15 protein-coding genes are annotated in these 20,322 nt (G+C 65.2%); 5 read left to right on the top strand and 10 right to left on the bottom strand.

Annotation, left to right across the window (positions count from 1 at the left end; genetic code table 11):
- Together DID98_RS29335 and DID98_RS29330 are read right to left on the bottom strand one after the other, a co-directional pair.
- Positions 1–2,548: autotransporter-associated beta strand repeat-containing protein (locus DID98_RS29335; protein WP_185500399.1), on the bottom strand; the 2,548-nt coding region annotated here is incomplete at its 3' end.
- A gap of 855 nt (positions 2,549–3,403) precedes the next feature.
- Positions 3,404–4,438: a rod shape-determining protein gene (locus DID98_RS29330; protein WP_044847899.1), complete on the bottom strand. Its 1,035-nt coding sequence runs from the start codon at positions 4,436–4,438 to the stop codon at positions 3,404–3,406.
- 270 nt (positions 4,439–4,708) lie between these two features.
- Here DID98_RS29330 and DID98_RS29325 point away from each other — a divergent pair, with 270 nt between their 5' ends.
- Positions 4,709–7,126: a patatin-like phospholipase family protein gene (locus DID98_RS29325; RefSeq protein ID WP_124523239.1), complete on the top strand. Its 2,418-nt coding sequence runs from the start codon at positions 4,709–4,711 to the stop codon at positions 7,124–7,126.
- Positions 7,127–7,196: 70 nt separating this feature from the next.
- On the opposite strand, the gene DID98_RS29320 is transcribed toward DID98_RS29325, so the two are convergent.
- Both DID98_RS29320 and DID98_RS29315 read right to left on the bottom strand, forming a co-directional pair.
- On the bottom strand, positions 7,197–8,327 hold the full coding sequence (locus DID98_RS29320; protein WP_044846904.1) for an ATP-binding protein: 1,131 nt from the start codon (positions 8,325–8,327) through the stop codon (positions 7,197–7,199).
- A gap of 64 nt (positions 8,328–8,391) precedes the next feature.
- Positions 8,392–9,102 (bottom strand): response regulator, encoded by a 711-nt coding sequence (locus DID98_RS29315; RefSeq protein WP_124485306.1) that lies wholly within the window; start codon positions 9,100–9,102, stop codon positions 8,392–8,394.
- A 220-nt stretch (positions 9,103–9,322) separates the two neighbouring features.
- Between DID98_RS29315 and DID98_RS29310 the strand changes: the two genes are divergently transcribed.
- A complete protein-coding gene (locus DID98_RS29310; RefSeq protein WP_124523240.1) occupies positions 9,323–10,237 on the top strand; it encodes a glutaminase in 915 nt (304 codons plus the stop codon).
- Between the two features lie 228 nt (positions 10,238–10,465).
- On the opposite strand, the gene DID98_RS29305 is transcribed toward DID98_RS29310, so the two are convergent.
- Together DID98_RS29305 and DID98_RS29300 are read right to left on the bottom strand one after the other, a co-directional pair.
- Positions 10,466–11,257 carry an SDR family NAD(P)-dependent oxidoreductase gene (locus tag DID98_RS29305; RefSeq protein ID WP_124485305.1) on the bottom strand — a complete coding sequence of 264 codons (792 nt, stop codon included), beginning with the start codon at positions 11,255–11,257 and terminating at the stop codon, positions 10,466–10,468.
- A gap of 75 nt (positions 11,258–11,332) precedes the next feature.
- Positions 11,333–12,097, bottom strand: a complete 765-nt coding sequence (locus DID98_RS29300) for an SDR family oxidoreductase (RefSeq protein ID WP_124485304.1) — start codon at positions 12,095–12,097, stop codon at positions 11,333–11,335.
- Between the two features lie 138 nt (positions 12,098–12,235).
- Between DID98_RS29300 and DID98_RS29295 the strand changes: the two genes are divergently transcribed.
- Entirely contained in the window at positions 12,236–13,180 is a 945-nt protein-coding gene (locus DID98_RS29295) for a LysR family transcriptional regulator (RefSeq protein WP_124523242.1), read from the top strand.
- 383 nt (positions 13,181–13,563) lie between these two features.
- Here DID98_RS29295 and DID98_RS29290 read toward each other — a convergent pair whose 3' ends face one another.
- Positions 13,564–14,445: an AraC family transcriptional regulator gene (locus DID98_RS29290; protein ID WP_124523243.1), complete on the bottom strand. Its 882-nt coding sequence runs from the start codon at positions 14,443–14,445 to the stop codon at positions 13,564–13,566.
- A 152-nt stretch (positions 14,446–14,597) separates the two neighbouring features.
- On the opposite strand from DID98_RS29290, the gene DID98_RS29285 reads away from it, so the two are divergent.
- Positions 14,598–15,575 carry an oxidoreductase gene (locus DID98_RS29285; protein WP_124523244.1) on the top strand — a complete coding sequence of 326 codons (978 nt, stop codon included), beginning with the start codon at positions 14,598–14,600 and terminating at the stop codon, positions 15,573–15,575.
- 77 nt (positions 15,576–15,652) lie between these two features.
- Positions 15,653–16,654, top strand: coding sequence for an aldo/keto reductase (locus DID98_RS29280; RefSeq protein WP_124485300.1), 1,002 nt, complete (start codon positions 15,653–15,655; stop codon positions 16,652–16,654).
- Between the two features lie 322 nt (positions 16,655–16,976).
- Here DID98_RS29280 and DID98_RS29275 read toward each other — a convergent pair whose 3' ends face one another.
- The 3 genes from DID98_RS29275 to DID98_RS29260 all read right to left on the bottom strand — a co-directional run bounded on the left by DID98_RS29275 (position 16,977) and on the right by DID98_RS29260 (position 20,312).
- Positions 16,977–17,537 (bottom strand): hypothetical protein, encoded by a 561-nt coding sequence (locus tag DID98_RS29275; protein ID WP_124523245.1) that lies wholly within the window; start codon positions 17,535–17,537, stop codon positions 16,977–16,979.
- A gap of 472 nt (positions 17,538–18,009) precedes the next feature.
- Complete coding sequence (locus tag DID98_RS29270; RefSeq protein ID WP_124523247.1) at positions 18,010–18,393, bottom strand: ATP-dependent protease; 384 nt, start codon at positions 18,391–18,393, stop codon at positions 18,010–18,012.
- A 599-nt stretch (positions 18,394–18,992) separates the two neighbouring features.
- A complete protein-coding gene (locus DID98_RS29260) occupies positions 18,993–20,312 on the bottom strand; it encodes an MFS transporter (protein WP_124523250.1) in 1,320 nt (439 codons plus the stop codon).
- Positions 20,313–20,322: the final 10 nt, after the last annotated feature.

Genomic DNA, 20,322 nt, shown 5'->3' with positions numbered 1-20,322 from the left:
TCGCGCCGCTGTACGTGCCGCTCGCGGTTCCGCCGAGCGTCAGCGCGTTCGCGCCGAGATTCACGTTCGTGCCGGCCACGCCCGACAGCGCGCCGAGCGTTTGCGCACCCGACGCATTGCTCAGGTCGAGCGTCGCGCCCGCGTTCGCGAGATTCATCGCGCCGGTCGCCGACAGGCTGCCGCCCGCGCCGATCGCCAGCGTGCCGGCATTGATCGTCGTGCCGCCCGTGTAGGTGTTCGCGCCCGTCAGTGTCACCGTCGCCGCGCCGTTTTTCACGAGCGCGCCGGCGCCGGAAATCACGCCGCCCAGCGCGAGCGCATTGCTGCCGCCGAGCGTGAGTGCCGTGGCCGTGCCGAGATCGATCGCGTTGGCGACCGACAGGCTCGTATTCGCATCGAGCGTCGCCGCACCGCCGACGGTCAGCGTGCCGGCGCCCAGCGCCGCGGCGTTGCCGAGCACGAGGGCGCCGGCGTTCAGCGTCGTGCCGCCCGTGTAATTGTTCGCGCCGCTCAGCGTCAGCGCCGCCGCGCCGTTCTTCACGAGCCCGCCGCCGCCGGAGATCGTCCCGCCGAGCCCGAGATCGGTGCTGCCGCCCAGCGTCAGCGTCGTGCCGGTGGCGACGTTGATGCCGTTCGCGAGCGACACGTTGGTGGTCGCATCGAGCGTCGACGAGCCGTTGACGTTCACCGCGCCGGAGCCCAGCGCCGTGTTGCTGCCGACGACGAGGTTGCCGCCGTTCAGGTTCGTGCCGCCGGAGTAGACGTTCGTGCCGGTCAGCGATTGCGTCCCGGGGCCGGACAGCGTCACGCTGCCCGAGCCGCCGATCGTGCCCGCGTAGGTCGCGTTGATGGTGCCGTTGAGCGTCAGCGAATTGCCGCCGAGGTCCACGTTCGTGCCGGCCGCTCCCGCCAGCGCTCCGATCGTCTGCGCGCCCGACGCGCCGCTCAGGTCGAACGTCGCGCCCGCGCCGGTCAGGTTCACCGTGCCGGTCGCCGCGAGGCTGCCGGCGCCGCTCAGTGCGAGCGTGCCGCTGTTGATCGTCGTGTCGCCCGTGTAGGTGTTCACGGCCGTCAGCGTGGCCGTCGCGGAGCCGTTCTTCACGAGGCCGCCGTTTCCGCTGATCGTGCCGGACAGCCCGAGGCTGTTGCTGCCGCCGAGCGTCAGCGTCGCGCTGTTGTTGAGATTGATCGCATTGTCGAGCGTGACATTCGCGCTCGTGTCGAGCAACGCCGACGCATTGACGTTCACCGCGCCGGTGCCGAGCGCCCCGTTGTTGCCGACCACGAGGTTGCCGCCGTTCAGGTTCGTGCCGCCCGTATAGGTATTGGCACCCGACAGCGCCAGCGTGCCGCCGTCGTTCTTCGTCAGCGCACCGCTGCCCGACACCGTGCCCGACAGCGTGAGCCCGGTCGCGCCCTGCACCGTCAGCCCGGTGCCGAGCGTTACGTTGTTCGACACGTTGAGCCCCGCCGTGCCCGCCTGCAGCGCGCCGCCGTTGGCCGTGATCGTGCCGGTGCCGAGCGACGCGTTGTCGTTGATGATCGCGACGCCGCCGCTCGACAGCGTCGCGTCCTGCACGGTCGCCGCGCCGTTGATCGTCCAGTTGCCGCTCGCGACGTCGAGGTGATTGAAGTTGACGTAGTTGTTGATCGCGATCGTGCCGTTCGCGGAGGTGCCCTGCTGCAGGTTCAGCGTGTTGTTGCCGCCCGCGCCGCCGTCGACGATCCCCGTCGCCGCCACGTTGAGCGTGTTCGGGCCGACCGTGATGTTGAACGCGCCGCCGGTGCCGCCCGCCGCGTTGACCGACGAGCCCGTCACCGCGTCGAACGTGTTGGTGCTGTTCGCGCCCATCGACACGCTGCCGTTGATCGTGCCCGAGTTGGTGAACGTGTTGCCGCCCCCGGGCGTGCCGTTCGTGGCGAGCGACACGCGGCCGTTGATCGTGCCGCTGTTCGTCATGTTGACCGTGCCGCCGCCGTATGCGGCGACCACGGGCGCATCCGCGCCGGACAGCGTCGCGCCGACCAGCGGGTTCGAACCGATCGTGCCGGTGTTGTTGATCGTCGACGTGCCGCCGGTGCCGTTCTGGACCGACAGTGCCATGCCGGTCACGCCGCTGATCGCGACCCCGGTCGAGCCGAGCATCGTGCCGTTGTTGGTGACGGTGGTATTGCTCGCCGACGCATTGCCGAGCACCGCGCCGCTCGACAGCACGCCGAGCCCCGAGCCGAGCGCGGACGGGTCGATCGTGCCGTTGTTGGTCAGCGTGTTGTTGTTGCCGGTCAGCGACATCGCGGTGCCGCCGACGCCCAGCAGCACGCCGACGCTCGCGCCCGGATTGACGGTGACGTTCAGGTTGTTGGCGCTGTTTGCATAGCTCGGCGCCAGCGGATTCGCGACGCCCGAGCAGGTGACAGTGGTGCCTGCCGTGCTGCAGGTCGCGTACGCGGGAACGATGCCTGCGCCGGACAAGGCCAGGAAGACGCCCGTCGGCAACAGGAATTTCGGAAACGGCTCTCCGCTCTTCTTCGAATGCGCAATGTTCATGCTTCCCCTCGTGCTCGGCATGGCCGGTGAATCGAGCCGGCGGCGGCGGAAAATCCGGGACGCAAGCGTGCCCTCCGGCGGTCGCGGAACGACGTCGGTCTATTCGTGGATGAACTGCGGGTTAATCGATTCTCGTTTGCGAGTGCAAACTCAACCGGACGACATGATCGTGGCCCCTTGTTCTTATGCAGCGACTTTCTGGTTGATTTGATTACCGCCCTGCTTTTTGTCAGACAAGGCTATATCAAATAAACAGGGTTTTCCAGTCGATGTTTGGTTATCGGAGCGAGGTCGATGGAATACGTATTTTTTACTCGTGCGATTGCGTGAAACGACTGTATTAAAAGGATCTTTCGGTCATTCCGTCATGCCAGGCAAAGTTACCTGCACCACGAGATCAGTAAAAACACCGATAATTCATACTAATCGCCGGCCGGTTTTTCGCGACTCAATTTAAATAATGACGGCGGCAGTTGGCGCAAATAATCCGAACCCATTTTATTTAAAGAATTGAGAGCATGGATTCTCAACACACTTGCAGAGTGCCTTCGAATTCGGCGCACATGATCCCGCCGCCTTGAAATGAAAAATGAAAGCCGGAAGGTTAATCGCCCCCCGGCCACGCGGCCCCGCTTGAAACGCGGGTTCAAAGGTGTCGGACTTCAGGACAAGCGTGCCGCCGGCTTGCACGGCACGCGGCCCGGCATGCTGCCACGGCCCGCTCGCGCATGGCCAGGCACTGCGGTCGACACGGCGTGTCGAGCCTGTCCGGAGCAGCCGGACGATGTTCGGCATGCCGGAGCTTCGGGGTTCGAAGAATGTTCAACGAAGGTCGACGCGCCTGCCCGGCCGGCGTCAATCCACCGGACACATCGCGAGCCGCCCCATCGCCTCCCCGGCGCCGCGCACCGCGCAGGTGGCCGGCTCGTCGGCGATCCGCGCGCTCAGCCCGGTCTCGTCGCGCAGCAGGCGTTCGAGATCCGCGAGCAGCGCGCCGCCGCCCGTCAGCACCACGCCGCGATGCGCGATGTCGGTCACGAGTTCGGCCGGCGCGTTTTCCAGCACCGACTTCACCGCGCCGATCACCTGCTTGAGCGGCGCGGCCAGCGCGTCCGCCACATCGTGGTTGGACAGCTCGATCGAACGCGGCAGGCCGTCCTTGACGCTGCGCCCGATCGCGCGCGTCGACGCGCGCGGCACGGCGCTGGTGGCCGAGCCGATCGTCTCCTTCACGCGCTCGGCGGTCTGCTCGCCGAGCAGCACACCGTACAGGTTGCGCACGTGATTGACGATCGCCGCGTCGAACTGGTTGCCGCCGACCCGGATCGCCTCGCGATAGACGACACCGCCGAGCGCGATCACCGCGACTTCGGTCGTCCCGGCGCCGATGTCGACGACCATCGAGCCGACCGGCTCGGTCACCGGCAGGCCCGCGCCGAGCGCGGCGGCGAGCGCTTCCTCGATCAGTTCGACGTCCGATACACCGGCCGCGAACGCCGCCTCGCGCATCGCGCGACGCTCGACCGCCGTCGCATCCGACGGCACGCACAGCGTGACCTCGACGCGGCGGCTGAAGCGCGAGCGCGTGCGCGACATGTCGATGAAGCGCCGAAACATCTGCTCGGCGGCGTGCGCATCGGCGATCACGCCGTGCCGCATGGGCCGCACGGCCTCGAGATGCCCCGGCTCGCGGCCGAGCAGCGCCTTCGCGAGTTCGCCGACCGCCTCGAGCGTCGGTCGCGCATCGGACGCGCCGCCCTTGCGAAAGCACACGACCGACGGCTGATCCAGCACCACGCCGCGCTCGTGCGTATAAATCCGCGTACTCGCCGTTCCAGGGTCGATCGCAACGGGTTGCGCAAACAACTTTCCGAACAGCGGTGTCGACATGGTTACCCTTTTCTTGAACAAACGGCCGAAGCGGCCAGGCCGCATCCCCGCGGCGCGCCTTCGCCGCCCCATTGAAGTCTTAGCGGCAAATCGTGCCGATACTTTAAGCAATTCCAATGATTATTTCGCGACGAAATTGCCGAAACCGCGTTTCGGCAGGCCTGCGGCTACGCATCGGCCGCTCGCGCTGCGCTTGTAAAACACGGTAATCTCTCGGTCTTGCCTGCTCCCGGCAGGCGCCCGACGCCCGATCACGCCAGGTATTCCACCATGACAGCGACCGCCTCTCTCCGCTGGCTCGGGGTGCGCCGGCTCGGCGCCACGCTCGTTGCGCTGTGGTGCTGCACCGTTGCCGCGCAGCCCTTGCCGGCCGCCGACACCGCCGCGCGCACCGCGCCGGCGGCCACTGCCGCCGCACCGGCCGCCCCTGCCACGACGGCCGCCCCCGCCGCCACGCCCGCATCGACCTGCAACGCCGACGGCGGCCCGGCCGGCCGGCCGCCGGTCGGCCTCGTGCTGTCCGGCGGCGGCGCGCGCGGTTACGCGCACCTGGGCGTGCTGAAGGTGCTCGAAGAAAACCGCATCCCGATCGACTGCATCGCCGGCACGAGCATGGGCGCCGTGGTCGGCGGGCTGTATGCGAGCGGGATGGCCGCCGACGAGATGCAGAAGCAGCTGTCGGAGGTGAACCTGGCCGACATCGCGTTCGACGTGACCGACCGCGCCGACCTGCCGCAAACCAGCCGCGAGGACGAGCGCCTGTACATCAACAGCCTGACGCTGGGCTTCGGCAAGAAAGGCGTGAAGGCGCCGGTCGGCCTCGTGCAGGGCAACCGGCTGCAGGCGCTGCTCGCGAACTGGACCGCCGCCGTGCCGACCAACCAGCCGTTCGACCAGTTGCCGATCCCGTATCGCGCGGTCGCGACCGACCTGCAGACCGGCCAGATGGTCGTGCTGGACCGCGGCTCGCTGCCGCTCGCGATCCGCGCGAGCATGGCGATGCCCGGCCTGTTCGCGCCGGCCGAGATCAACGGCCGCGCGCTCGTCGACGGCGGGCTCGTCAGCAACCTGCCGGTCGACACCGCGCGGCAGATGGGTGCGAAGGTCGTGATCGCCGTCGACATCGGCTCGCAGCTGCGCCCGCTCGACGCGCTCGCGTCGCCGGCGGACGTGATGCAGCAGATGGTCGGCATCCTGATCCGCCAGAACGTGACGACGCAGCGCAAGCAGCTCGCCGCGCAGGACGTGCTGCTCACGCCCGACCTCGGCGCGCTCGCGTTCACCGATTTCCAGAACGCGAAGCAGGCGATCGCCGCCGGCGCGGCCGCCGCGACCGCGGCGCTGCCGCGGCTCAGGCACCTCGCGCTTACGCCGGAACAGTACGCGGCCTACCGGTCCGCGCATGCGCAGCCGCTGCCGCCGCCGATCCGCATCACGCGGGTCGAGATCAAGACGACCGGCGGCGTGCCCAAGCGTGTCGTCGCCGACGCGCTGCACGTGAAACCGGGCGACACCTACGATCCGGCGACCGTCAGCCAGGACCTGCTCGGACTGACGACCGGCGGCAATTTCGAGAGCGTGACGCAGCAGATCGTGAGCCACGGCGACGAGAACGTGCTCGAGATCGATGCGCGGGAGAAATACTGGGGGCCGAATTTCCTGCTGTTCGGCGTCGGGATGTCGAGCAGCTCGACCGACGAAGGCGGCTTCCGCCTGCACGTCGGCTACCGGCGGCCGTGGCTCACCGAATCGGGCCTCGAGTTCCGCGCGGACACGACGATCGGCAGCGACCTGCAGTCGGCGCGCGTCGAATTGCGCCAGCCGTTGCCGGCCGCATACGGCTTGTACATTTCGCCCTATGCGGAATACCAGCGTCGCTACGTGAACCTGTACGACAACAGCGGCCAGGTGAAGCTGAACCAGTACTTGATGCAGACGGCGCGCACCGGGCTCGACTTCGGCCTGCCGATCGCGCGGCTCGGCGACTTCCGGATGGGTATCGGCTATGCGACCGGGCACGGCTCGCCGAACTACAACCTGCCGTTCCCGTTCGACGACGGCAGCTCGACGCTGATCTGGCCGAGCTTCACGTCGCAGGCGCTGACCGCGCGTGCGCGGCTCGTCATCGATCAGCTCGACGATCCGATGTTCCCGCGCCGCGGCTACTACGGCGAATTCCGTGTCGAACGGTCGCTGTGGTCGCACAACAGCCAGTCCGCGGAGGACCTCGCCGATACATCCAACACGCCTTACACCGAGCTCTACGCCAAGGCGATGATCGCGCAGCAGTTCGGCCGGCACAGCGTCAGTGCAACGATCGAGGGCGGCAAGAGCATCGGCGGCACCAACCTGATCAACGCGTTCAACTTCACGCTCGGCGGGTTCCAGCATCTGGCCGCGTATGCGGCCGACCAGCTGACGGGCAACGAACTCGCGTACGGCAACGTGACCTACATGAACCAGCTGATGACGTTCAACGCGTCCCCGATCAAGGCGCTGTCGGTCGGCGCCAGCGCGGAACTCGGCAACGTGTGGTCGAGCGGCGTGAAGGTCGGCGGCGGCACGCTCAAGCAGAGCTATACGTTCTTCACGAGCCTGTCGACCTCATTCGGTCCGCTGTACATGGGTATCGCGCTCGCGCCGGGCGGCCGGCGCAACATCTACCTGCAGCTCGGCCGCACATACTGATGGCGGCGCGTGCGGATGGCGGCGGGCATCCGCCGCGTCAGCGCCCGCGCCTTGCGCGGCCGGACGCCGGCTAGATCGGCCAGCTGATCTCGAAGCGCGCGCCGCCGAGTTCGGCCGGATCGACGACCGCGATCCGGCCGTTGTGCGCGTGGAGCACCTGCCGCGTGATCGCGAGGCCGAGCCCGTAGCCGCCGGTGCGGCGGTCGAGCCGCACGAACGCGTCGAAGATCCGCTCGCGTTCGCTCTCCGGCACGCCCGGCCCGTCGTCCTCGACATAGATCGCGATGTTGCCGTGTTCGATCGCGATCCCGACGACGATCCGCGACGCCGCATATTTGCTCGCATTGCGCAGCAGGTTGCGCATCGCGTACGACATCAGCCGCCGGTCCATCTTCACGCGCAGGTCCGACGCGATCGCGATGCGCGACTCGATCGCGCGCTCCGGATACAGCAGCTGCGCGTCGCTGACCTGGTGCTCGAACCACGCGACCGGCGCGGTCAGCTCGAGGTTCGACTGCAGCGAGCTGTATTCGAGCCGCGCGTACGTGAGGCTCATGTCGATCAGTTCCTCGAGTTCCGTCACGTCCTGCGCGATGCTCTCCAGCGCACCGTGGTATTCGGCGGCCGAGCCCGGCTCGCGCAGCATCTCGAGCGCGAAGCGCACGCGCGCGAGCGGCGTGCGCAGCTCGTGCGAGATCCCGTTCGTCAGGTCGCGCTGCGCGGCGATCAGCCGCTCCATGCGCATCGCGAGCGCATTCAGCGTGCGCGCGAGCGGGCCGATGATCACGCTGTGCGACTCGCGTGCGCGCGTGTTGAAGCGCCCGCCGGTGAAATCGATCGCGCGCTCGCGCACCATCACGAGATCCGACCAGACCGGCCGCATCCACCGATACGCGGCGAGTGCGGGCGCGGTGAACACGAACGCGAGCACGATCCAGATATCGCCCGGCAGCGCGTCGAACGCATGCCACACGACTTCCGGCGACAACACCACGCACAGCGCGAGCGCCGGCACCAGCGCGGTCAGCAGCACGAGGCCGAGCAGGTGCAGGTAGGTGCGCACGTACAGGCGCGACCAGCTCGGAATGCGGTCGGCGCGCGTGTCGGTCCACGCGCGGCGGAAATGCAGCCAGCGCCATTTGACATAGCGCAGCGCGGAAAGCGGCGCTGCGTCGGGGTGCGAACGGGTGCGTCGGATCATCGCGGCTTCCGGCTATCGTGCGATGCGGGGACGCGGCGGCCGACGGCGTCGCGCCAGGGTGGCGTCATTCCCACGCATGCTTGCTGAACTGGTAACCCTTGCTGCGGATCGTCTTGATCCGCTGCGGGTTGCCTGCATCGTCGTGCAGCTTGCGGCGCAGCTTCGAGATGCGCCCGTCGATCGTGCGGTCGAGGCCGTCGAATTCGACCCCGCGCAGCTGCAGCATCAGGTCGTCGCGGCTGACGACCTCCCCCGCACGGCACACCAGCACCCACAGCAGGTCGAACTCGGCCGACGTGAGGTCGGGCGAGCCGCCGCCGGGCAGCACGACCGAGCGGTCGGTGCGGTCGATCGAGAACTGGCCGAATGTGTAGCGCTCCGGCTGCGACGCGGCGCCCTCGGCCGCGCGCGCGGGCACGCGGCGCAGCTGCGCCTTGATCCGCGCGAGCAGGATGCGCGGCTCGACCGGCTTGTGCACGTAGTCGTCGGCGCCGAATTCGAGGCCGAGCAGTTCGTCGAACGGCTCGTCGCGCGCCGTCACCATGATGATCACGCCGTCGTATTGCTTGCGTGCCTCGCGGCAGATCTCGAACCCGTCCTTGCCCGGCAGGTTCACGTCGAGAATGACGAGATCCGGGCGCGTGGACAGGATCGCCGGCACGGCGGCGTCACCATGCAGCACAGTGTCGACTTCATAGTCGTTCTTGCGCAGGTAGCCGGCGATCAGCGTGGACAGGCGGGTGTCGTCTTCGACGAGCAGGATGCGAAAGGGCATGGGCAACGGTCGGATCGTACGGGGAGACCGCGGCGGCGGCAGGCTTGCGCCGGCTGCCGGCCATCGGTCGAAACGTACCGCATGATACTGCGCCCACCGCTCGCCTGTTTGCCCGACCGATAAATAAGGGCGCGATTGCTGCCGCGCTTGACGAACCGGCGCCGAAACGGTTCCATACGGGCTCTTTGGAAACCGGGCCGCCCGCCCTGCCTCGCACGCGATGAACTATCAGCCGATCCTCGAACGCATCCATACCGAACTCGCCCCCTGGATCGGCCAGGGACGCGTCGCCGACTACATTCCCGAGCTCGCGAAGGTGCCCGCCGACAAGTTCGGGATGGCCGTCGTGACGCTGGACGGAAACGTTTACACGGTCGGCGACGCGCGGGAGCGCTTCTCGATCCAGAGCATCTCGAAGCTGTTCGCGTGCACGCTCGCGTTCCAGTTGCTGGGCGACGCGCTGTGGGAACGGGTCGGCCGCGAGCCGTCGGGCACCGCGTTCAATTCGCTCGTTCAGCTCGAAAGCGAGCGCGGCAAGCCGCGCAACCCGTTCATCAACGCCGGCGCGCTGGTCGTCACCGACGTGCTGTGCCGCCGCTTCGTCAGGGCCGAGACGGCGCTCGTCGAGTTCGTGCGGCGGCTGATCGGCGCGACCGACCTCGACTACGATTCGCGCGTCGCGCTGTCGGAACTGCAGCACGCGGAACGCAACCGCGCGATGGCGCATTTCATGGCGAGCTTCGGCAACATGCAGATGCCGCCCGATACGGTGGTCGACGCGTATTGTCGCCAGTGCGCGATCACGATGAACTGCGTCGAGCTGGCGCAGGCCGCGCTGTTTCTTGCGAACGGGGGCGTCGCGCCCGTTACCGGCGAGCGGGTCGTCGACGCGAGTTCGGCGAAGCGGCTGTCGGCGCTGATGCTGACCTGCGGCACCTATGACGCGGCGGGCGACTTCGTATATCGCGTCGGCTTGCCTGCCAAGAGCGGTGTCGGCGGCGGGATCGTCGCGGTGCTGCCGGGGGAGATGGCCGTGTGCGTGTGGGCGCCGGGGCTCGATGCGAACGGGAACTCGCTGGCGGGGACGTTGGCGCTGGAGTGGTTGACGACTTATACGGAAAGGTCGATTTTTTGACGCACAGAATTCACGCGCAACGCATTCTTCGCAATGTGACGATCGATTCGGCACACACCGGCACGTTGAATCGGGAATTCGTTCTCGGGCAGCAATCGACCCGGAGGACACGCTCGCAACGCCCGAAACCGGACATCGCACCCGTCATGAATCGAGCGCGACAACCGATCGCATCGGAACATTGAGCGAGCAAGATTCGGATAGGCCGGCGCAAATCCGGCCACGCAGCTAGAAGGCGCTCTTTATCACGCCCCCGTCGGCTCGCAACGCAGCGCCGGTCGTCGCCGACGAAAGCGGGCTGGCGATATACGCCACGAGGGACGCCACTTCCTGCGGCGAACCGAATCGCTTGATGAGCGATGTGGGACGGACCTTCTCGAAGAATTCCTTTTCGAACGCTTCAAACGATTTGCCGTCGGCCTTCGCGAGCGTCTCGACGAATTCGCCCACGCCGCGCGATTTCGTCGGCCCCGGCAGGATGCTGTTGACCGTGATACCCGTGCCGGCAACGGCTTCGGCCAGCCCGCGCGCAACCGCGATCTGCGCGGTCTTCGTCACCCCGTAGTGGATCATTTCGGCCGGAATCTGCACCCCGCTTTCGCTCGAAATGAAAATGATGCGCCCCCAGTCGGCCTGCTTCATTGCCGGCAGAAACAGCCGGGCGAGGCGTACGCCACTCAGGACGTTGACCTCGAAGAAACGCTTCCAGTCCGCGTCAGGAATCTCTTCGAATGGCTTGGGCTCGAAGATGCCGAGGTTATTGATCAGGATTTCCACACCCGGATAGCGTTGCGCCAGTTCGTCGGCCGCTTCGGCCGTACTCAGGTCGCCCGCAAATCCAGCCACATCGCCGCCGGTATCCGCTTTCAGTTGCGCGACTACGTCATCGACAGATGACCGGGAGCGTCCGTTCACGATCACACGAGCGCCTTCCTGGGCCAGCGTGCTGGCGATAGCGAGGCCAATGCCGGCTGTGCTGCCGCTCACCAGTGCGAGTTTGCCTGTCAGATTCAGGTTCATGAGTGATTCCTTTTTCCGTGGACAAAGTAGACGTGACGACATCGAGTCTCGAACGACTGGATGTCGCCAACAGGTTTACGTACGCGTAATCGATGCGCCGCCATCGACCAGCGAGGCAGTGCCGGTGACAAAGGACGAATCGTCGGATGCGAGATAAAGCACTGAACGCGCCAGTTCTTCCGGCTTTGCCACGCGCTTGAGCGCATGCAGTCCGGTCACGAACGCCTGCGATTCTTGAGTGTCGTTCATGCCGCGATACATCTCCGTGTCCACGGCACCCGGCAACACCGCGTTGACCCGCACGCCTTGCGCGCCGTACTCCGCGGCGAGTGCCTGCGTCAAGCCGATCAGCCCGGCCTTGCTCGCCGCGTAGGCCGCCGTGCCGGGAAACGCGAACGAGTAACCGACGAAGGTCGACGTGAAGATGATCGATCCGCCGCCTTGCTTCAGCATTTCGGGAATCTGGTGCTTCGCGCCCAGGAAGGCACTGGTCAGATTGGTCGCCAGCGCGGCGTTCCAGCCTGCTTCGGAAATACCGGTGGTCGGGCCCATCTCGCCGAGCGTACCTGCGTTGTTATAGGCGATGTCCAGACGGCCGAAGCGGCTCACTGCAAGCGCGACCAGCGCTTTCGCGAAGTCCTCCGACTGTACGTCGCCGGCCAGATACGCGGCTTCGCCGCCTTCGCTGGCGATCTCCGCCGCGAGCGCTTCGAGTTCCGCGGCGCGCCGCGCCGCAATGACCACCTTGGCGCCTTCCTTCGCGAACAGCTTTGCAGTGGCGCGGCCAATACCTGCGCTGGCACCCGTCACGATGGCGACTTTTCCTGTCAAACGTTGCATTTCCAATCTCCTGATCCGCTGCGTCGGCCAGCGCCCGATGCGTTGGCCCGTGAGAGCAATATAGGCTTCAGTCTTGATTGCAGAAAGGCATAAAAAATGGTCCTATCATTAAGTTTTTGTGAATGATCGAGGATTGGTATGGATCGCCTTCGCGCCTTCGAGGTTTTCGTGACGGTGGTGAGCCGTGGCGGCTTCGCGCGCGCGGCGGAAGCGCTCGGCACGTCGCCGGCCAACGTCACGCGGTACGTGCATGAACTGGAAGCGCACCTCGGCACGCGCCTCCTGAATCGCACGTCACGCACGCTGTCCCTGACGGAGGGCGGCGAGACACTCTACGCCCGCTGCAAGTCCATCCTCGACGAGGTTGCGGAGACGGAGGGGCTTGTGTCATCCGCGTCGGTCGAACCACGTGGACGACTGCGCATCAATGCGCCCGTGAGCTTCGGCATTCTGTATCTGGCGCCGCTATGGCCCGGCTTCATGCAGAAATATCCGCGAATCGAACTCGACATCGGGCTGATCGACCGCGTCGTCGATATCGTCGACGAGGGCTACGATCTCGCCATTCGCATCTCGCGCGCCGGCTCGACCAACCACGCGGCACGCAAGCTGGCGACATCGCAAAACATCTTGTGTGCGTCGCCGGCCTATCTGGCCCGCTTCGGACATCCGACCGCGCTGACGGACCTGGTCGAGCATCGCTGCATCGGGTACACATATGCGGCCACTGGCGACGAATGGGAACTGATCGATGGTAACGGCAAGACCCATCCTGTGAGGGTCGACTGCCATATGCATACCAATAACGGCGATACGGCGCGCTCGGCAGCGCTCGCCGGGCAAGGGCTGATCTGGCAACCCACGTTCCTGATCAACGACGATCTGCGTGCAGGCAAACTCGTTCACGTGTTGCCTGAGTATCGTCTACCCGAGATCGACATACTTGCTGTCTACCCGAGCCGCCGACACTTGAGCGCCAGAGTGCGCGTCATGATCGATTTCCTGGTCGATGCGTTCGGTGGCGTGCCGCCGTGGGACCGGGATGACGGAAATCGGGCAGGCGCCACGCCGGCGATGCGTTGAAGGCGCATCCCGAACATGCGTCCGCCATGTTCGGGCATTCAGGCTGCGGGAGCGCGATCGTTCCGTGCTCTGGCGCGCGGACATCGGATGACGGCCCCGGCCAGCCTTTGACCACGGTCGGCGACTGTCTGGAAATTTCAGCATCTCCGGACATGGAATGCGCGCGAAAGCCCGTCACCTCGGCGCAGGCGACATTCGAATGTCGATGCGATAGAACCCGCCGACATCCACGACTGGCCGAACCCGGTCCGACGGCGAAGATCGCGCCGCATTGTTGGAGTCCGCGGACCGTCATTCCATACGTTGCAAATTTGATTATTGACGGGTGTCCGTTGCGGGCCGCACGCCCCGTGGGGGAAAGTCGAACGAGAGAAACGGCATCGCTAGTCTGCAACGCAATGGGCGCGCTCTCCTGCCCCGTGGAAACGGGCCATGTCACGCGCGGGAGACACTCCGAATTGGCGTGCATATTCACGGCTGAATTGACTCGGGCTTTCATAGCCCACGCTAAAGCCGACGCCTGCGACATCTCCTTGTTGCGCTAAAAGCCGGGCGCGAGCGGTCTGGAGGCGGATTTGCTTTTGATATTGAAGCGGGCTCATGGCGGTTGCCGCCTTGAAATGGCGGTGGAAAGATACTGGGCTCATCCCTGCCAACGCGGCCAGGCGTTCGACCCGCACCGACTCCGAAAAATTGGTGCGCAGCCATGTGATGGCACGACTCACCTGCGAGAGGCGGCTGTCCGCCATGGCAATCTGGCGGACCATGGGGCCACACGGGCTTTGCAGAATCCGCCAGAACACCTCGCGCCGGATCATGGGCGCAAGGACTGCAATGTCCTCCGGCCGGTCGAGCAACCTGACCAATCTCCACATCGCATCAAGCAAATCGGGCCCAGCGTGGTTGACCTCCACGCCGGCGGCGCCGCCCTGTGGCGCCATTGGCTCGGCGATCAAGCTCGCGAGCATGCCCAAGTCCAGGTCCAGCGTGACGGCGGAGTATGGCGCCTGGGTGACCTGCCCTGTCGCTGGCAGGTCCACGGACACGGCTACGTAGTCGCCCGGCACGATGTCGAATAGCCGGCCTCCGAGCACCGTCCGCTTTGCCCCTCCGAGGATTAGGGCCAAAACCGGCCGGTGGACCACGTAGGTGACCACCGAAAGATCCGTCTCGACATAAAGCGTCAGCCCGCCAACGGCGGTTTCAGTCGGGCCTTCCCCGCCATGGCGCTCGACCAGCGCGCGAAGTTCGTACAAGTGGTCCAAGCCTGCCTCCAAACACCTCAGGGCATTGCACCCGCTCCGGAAACACCAATTGACAGGATTGTGCAAGAGATTGGCGGCATTGCGCTACCGCCGCGAACGGTCGCTGCGATTCAATGGAGCGTCCCAAACGCAGAATTGAACGAGGAAACCGTATGACGCACACGCCTCAAAAACCAATCGGTTCAGGCTTCGGCCCCGCCTCGACCGCCGACGAGGTGATCCGTGGCATCAATCTTACGGGCAAGACCGTCGTGGTAACCGGCGGCGCTTCAGGTATCGGAATCGAGACCGTCCGTGCATTTCGTTCCGCAGGCGCCAGGGTCATCGTGCCGGCCCGCGATACAGCCCAGGCCGAAGCAGCCCTCGCGACCATGCCTGACGTCATCGTGGAAGCGATGGACTTGCTGGAGCCTGCAGCGATAGACAGATTCGCCAGTCGCGTACTGTCGCTGACGGACACGCTGGACATTCTTGTCAACAACGCTGGAGTCATGGCCGCACCGCTGACACGCGATGCGCGCGGCTACGAAATGCAGTTCGCGGCCAACCACCTCGGCCATTTCCAACTCACCTGCCGGCTATGGCCCGCACTCGTGCGCGCGGAGGGGGCTCGCGTCGTAGCGCTCAGCTCCTACGGACATCGCCGCGCCGGCATCGATTTTCGCGACCCTCATTTCGAGCGTCGTGAGTACGACCGATGGATAGCCTACGGCCAGGCCAAAACCGCGAACGCCTTGTTCGCCGTCGCGCTGGATTCAATCGGCCGGCACTGGAACGTGCGCGCATTCGCCGTCCATCCCGGTGGCATTGCCACCCCGCTAGCGCGCCACATGCTGCCCTCCGAGATCGAAGCGAGCCGGATCTTCGATGCCGAGGGCAAGCCGGTCATTGATCCGGAAAACAACAAGAAGACGCCCGAACAGGGGGCGGCCACCTCCGTGTGGTGCGCGACGAGCCCTCAACTAGCCGGCATGGGCGGCGTCTACTGCGCCGATTGCGACATCGCCATCGCGCTTCCCAGCGACGGGAGCCCTGAAATGCACGGCGTCAGGCCCCGTGCCATCGACCCCGTCTCCGCCGGCCGTTTGTGGCAGCTCAGCGAACAACTGACGGGCGTGACGCTGGATTGAGCAAATTCGATGCGACTCGGGACAACCAGTCGCGCCTTATCACCAACCACTATGGCAACGTAGCCAGGAGAAAAAACATGCGAACGGTATCACTCGGAAGCCAAGGCATGGCGGTCAGCGCGCAAGGCCTTGGGTGCATGGGTATGAGCACTACCTACGGGCCCAGCGACGAGCACGAAAGCCTTGCAACCCTCATGCGCGCCCTCGACCTCGGTGTGACGTTCTTTGATACGGCGGAGGTCTACGGCCCATTCATGAACGAGGAGCTTCTCGGCAAGGCCTTCATAGGCAAGCGCGACAAGGTCATCCTGTCGACCAAGGCAGGATTTCGCTACACCGAGCACGGCAAGCTCGCCATGGAAGGTGAGAAGCCCTTGGTCACGGGCGATCCGTCGCATATCCGAAAGTCGGTCGAAGGATCGCTGCGACGCCTGAGGACCGACGTCATCGACCTCGTCTACCTGCATCGCATCGATCCGGCAACGCCGATCGAAGTGACGATCGGCGCGCTAGCCGACCTCGTGCACGAAGGCAAGATCCGCTACCTCGGCCTTTCCGAGGCATCGGCAAAGACGATCCGGAAAGCCCACGCGGTTCATCCGCTCACGGCCGTCCAAATGGAATATTCGCTGTTCGAGCGTGGCGTCGAGCACAACGATGTGCTGGCGACCGTCCGAGAGCTGGGAATCGGTTTTGTCTCCTACTCGCCGCTCGGCCGAGGCTTCTTGACCGGTGCGCTGAAGCATCTGGATAACCTGCATCCGACCGACTTCCGCCGGTTCGATCCGCGCTTCCTGGGAGAGAACCTCCAGTCCAATCTACTGTTGGTCGACCGCATCACCGAGATCGCTGAAGCAAAGGGCGTCATGCCGTCTCAGCTCGCCCTTGCATGGGTGACGAGTACCGGAACGGTGCCCATTCCGGGAACGCGACGCATCAGGTATCTCGAAGAGAACGTCGCCGCCGTCGATATCACGCTGACCCAGGACGAGATGAACGCCCTGGATGCGGCCGCTCCGTTCGGCGCTGCAGCTGGCGAGCGCTATTCGTCCGGAATGATGGCCACACTCGGTCATTAGGACAGCAACCCGCAGGAGGCGCCGCGAGCGTTTGCGCAGGCGGTGATCGACGTTGACAGGTTTTGATCCGGCAGACTCCGGCCTTGAAGGCGCGCGCCTCAGCCAGACTGTGGTCAACACGACGTAAGTAACCAGGGGCCGCGCCACGACGTATACGAGCTGTGGCCTGTCGGACATCTTGCGATTTCGCGCAAGTTTGAAAGATGCATAACTCTTGTTCTCGGGAGCGGGTTTGCTTCGTAACTCCCCGCCGTGCACCACGACTCCCGCCCATCCTATTCGCCCAAAGCGGTGCGGTACGCGATCCGGCTTCCAACGAGGGCTACGATTCTGTTCGTCCAGGTAGAGCAGCCACGGAGACCTGACTGCCGGCGAGCATCCTGTTGGCTCGGCGCACGAACACCCAGTGCCAAATCCAGAGGAGAACCGCAACTCCGCCGGCGACGGTGCCAATGGTATTGGGTATTAGCGAAAGAACCTGGGCAAGACACCACCCGATGCCGCTGATCCGGCCGAACGAGCGCAAACCCGACAGAGCCGGATTGATACGAGACTCCGCTTCCAGGGACTTCGCGACGTTGGAAATAATGAAGAAGTCCTCGATGAAGTTGTATGGCAAGAGGAACATGAGCCAGACGCTGTTGGGTTCGGCCGCACGCGATCCTCGGTTGACCGATTTCAGGGTGGTCCTGAGGTCGCTCGCGTAGGCATAGACCAGCGCCAGGAAAACCGCGATGACGACGATGCCACCGATCGGCCCAAGCATCTCCATTTCGCCGAGAACGCCTCCGCCTTCAGCGGGATAGATAAGGGGATAGGCGAGCCCAAAGGCAATGGGGATGCTCAGAATGGCTTTGAGAATGGTCCGCGCAGTCGTGCTCATGTATATCGGCTGGAGTAGGTGCGTTGTCGCAGGCAGCATAGCGAACGATCATCCTCGCCGTGCGATTATTTCCTGATATATACCGCCTTTTCTCGCGACTCCAGCCGAGCGGTGTTCTCGATTGATTCGACCCGTTCGATGGCAGGAATGCAGCCCGCCGAGAGGTGCGCCTCCTGTGCGACGGTCAGCACACGCTGGAGAGCTTCCGTTCCTAGAGGTGCTTGCGAACGTCACCGTCAAGCGCTTGCTTGACGACTCGTGTTCCGCAGTTCGTCCCGGGCCAATGCGCGTTAGCCTCGATCTCCCGATCGAATATCCGCCGTCCGCTGAGCACAACGGTCACTCGTTCCGAACATCCGATCGCTTGTCCTCCCTCCGCGGATCGATTGCAGCGACCGAAAGCCGGGCGCACCACGTGACTGACCTGGCTCCAGCACCCAGCCCGACCTGCGCCCCCAACGGCAAGCAATGGTCAGAGATCTCCGCGCACTTCACCGGTTCCCAGCGCGCTGCGCTGCCGGTTGACTTCCGCCCAAAGCTCATCGCTGTCGTCATTGCGCAGCACGACCATCCAGTCCAGTTGATCGTCGGTCACGCCGAAGTATTCCAGGATTTCCCGGCGAACCGCATCGACGAACTGCGCATATTCCGGGGTTGCCTGCGCCTGCGCGTGCAGGGCGTCGTATGCGGCATCGTCCGCGCCGCCGCCGTGCTCGTCGATATAGCGCGAGATCCACTGGTCCAGTTCGCGGTCGTAATCGGCCTCGGCGCGCATCGCTTGCACAGCCGTGTAGAAATCCAATTGCGCAAACGCGGCGATTGCCGCCGTTGTCGCCTCGTCGAAGGTAGTCGTCATTCCATCTCTCATGTCGGTCATGGCACATCATCGCACGGGCCGCACCCGGGCAGATGCCGCGATTCCGGACGGTGCAACACACCGCCTCGCGCCACCGGTCGACCGGAGCAAAGGCACCGTGAGCGGGGGCACGTCTTCCAGTGCGCCACTCATCGGGGCCGCCCGGCAACAGGACACTCATTTTGCCGCATTGCGAGCACAGTGAAGAAAGCAACCGGGCGCGGCAAATCGCGGAACAAGTTTCGTGCGTATCGCCGCAGGCGTCACACCGGTACTCAAGCGCCAATGCGGGTGCCGGTCGTGCATGACTCGTAATGGCCGAATCGAACGCCGTTGGATACCTCCCCGGCGGTCCGTTGCCGGTTGAATCCGCTCCCCTTGCCGAAAAGCCCACTCGTCGGTCAGTCGAATAGCCTTCGGCCCATGATCTGCGCGCCGGACACACGAGCCTGTCAACCACAGACCCGCCGCTCCTGCGGCAAAGCGGAGTGGCCTGCGCTGCTGCGCAAGCTGGACCGCATCGCCCCTCTTGTCGCCGCTGAAAAAGCGCAAGCCCGGCGCGAAGCCGGGGTGACGGAAACGCGCCGCTGTAATCGCCCTCAGGCCGACGATGCCGCCGACGCATTGCCGCCCGCGCGGCGACGGTACAGCCCGAGCGTCGCGCAAAAGCCGCAGAGCGCAGCGAAGCTCAGCCAGTAGCCGGGTGCGGCCTTGTCATGCAAGACCTGAATCAGATACGTCGATACGGCCGGCGTAAAGCCGCCGAACAGCGCCGTCGCGAGACTGAACGCCAGCGAGAAGCCCGCGACGCGCACTTCGACCGGCATCACTTCGGTGAGCGCGGCGACCATCGCGCCGTTATACATGCCGAAGAAGAACGAGAACCACAGCAGCACGATCAGCATGCGCGCGAAGCTCGGTGCATCGGCGAGCCAGGACAGCGCCGGATAAGCCGTGAAGATCGTCAGCGCGGAAATGGCGAGTAACAGCGGTTTGCGGCCAATGCGGTCGGAAATCGTGCCGCCGATCGGCAGCCAGACGAAATTCGACGCAGCCACGAGCAGCGTCACCATCAGGCTGTCGGAGGTGGACAGCTTCAGCACCGACTTCCCGAAGGTCGGCGTATACACGGTGATGAGATAGAAGGTGGTGGTAGTCATCGCCGTCAGCAGCATGCCGCCGATGACGGTGCGCCAATTGCCGAGCAGCATCGCAAAAATCTCGCGCGCCTGCGGATGATGCCGCCGCGCTTCGAACGCCGCGGTCTCCTGCAGCGAGCGGCGCAGCACGAACAGGAACGGCACGATCGCGCAACCGATGAAGAACGGCACGCGCCACCCCCATGCAGCGATCTGCTGCGCGGACAGCCACTGGTTCAATCCGTAACCGATGGCCGCCGCCACGACGATGGCGACCTGCTGGCTCGCCGACTGCCAACTCGTGTAAAAACCCTTGTTGCCGGGCGTCGCCATTTCCGCGAGATAGACCGACACGCCGCCCAGTTCCGCGCCCGCCGAGAAGCCCTGCAACAGACGCCCGAGCAGCACGAGCGCTGGCGCGACCAGGCCGATGGTCGCGTACCCCGGCACGCAGGCAATCAGAACGGTGCCGCTCGCCATGATCGACAGCGTAACGATCAGCCCGGTGCGCCGCCCGACCTTGTCGATATACGCGCCGAGAAAGATCGCGCCGAGCGGACGCATCAGGAAGCCCGCGCCGAACACAGCGAAGGTGAGCATCAGAGACGCGAACTCGCTGGTGGACGGGAAAAAGATCTTCGCGATCGAGGTCGCGTAGAAGCCGAACAGAAAGAAATCGAACTGTTCGATGAAATTGCCGCTGGTCACGCGCAACACGGCGGCGGCCCTCGTCATGGGCGAAATGCCGGGCGTGGCAGCGATCGATTCTGTGCGGTTCATTGCGTCTCCT

It is taken from the genome of Burkholderia sp. Bp8984 (assembly GCF_003853755.1).
Classification (GTDB): domain Bacteria; phylum Pseudomonadota; class Gammaproteobacteria; order Burkholderiales; family Burkholderiaceae; genus Burkholderia.
The sequence above is the reverse complement of the archived record's forward strand: the minus strand, read 5'-3'. Positions and strand labels throughout refer to the sequence as shown.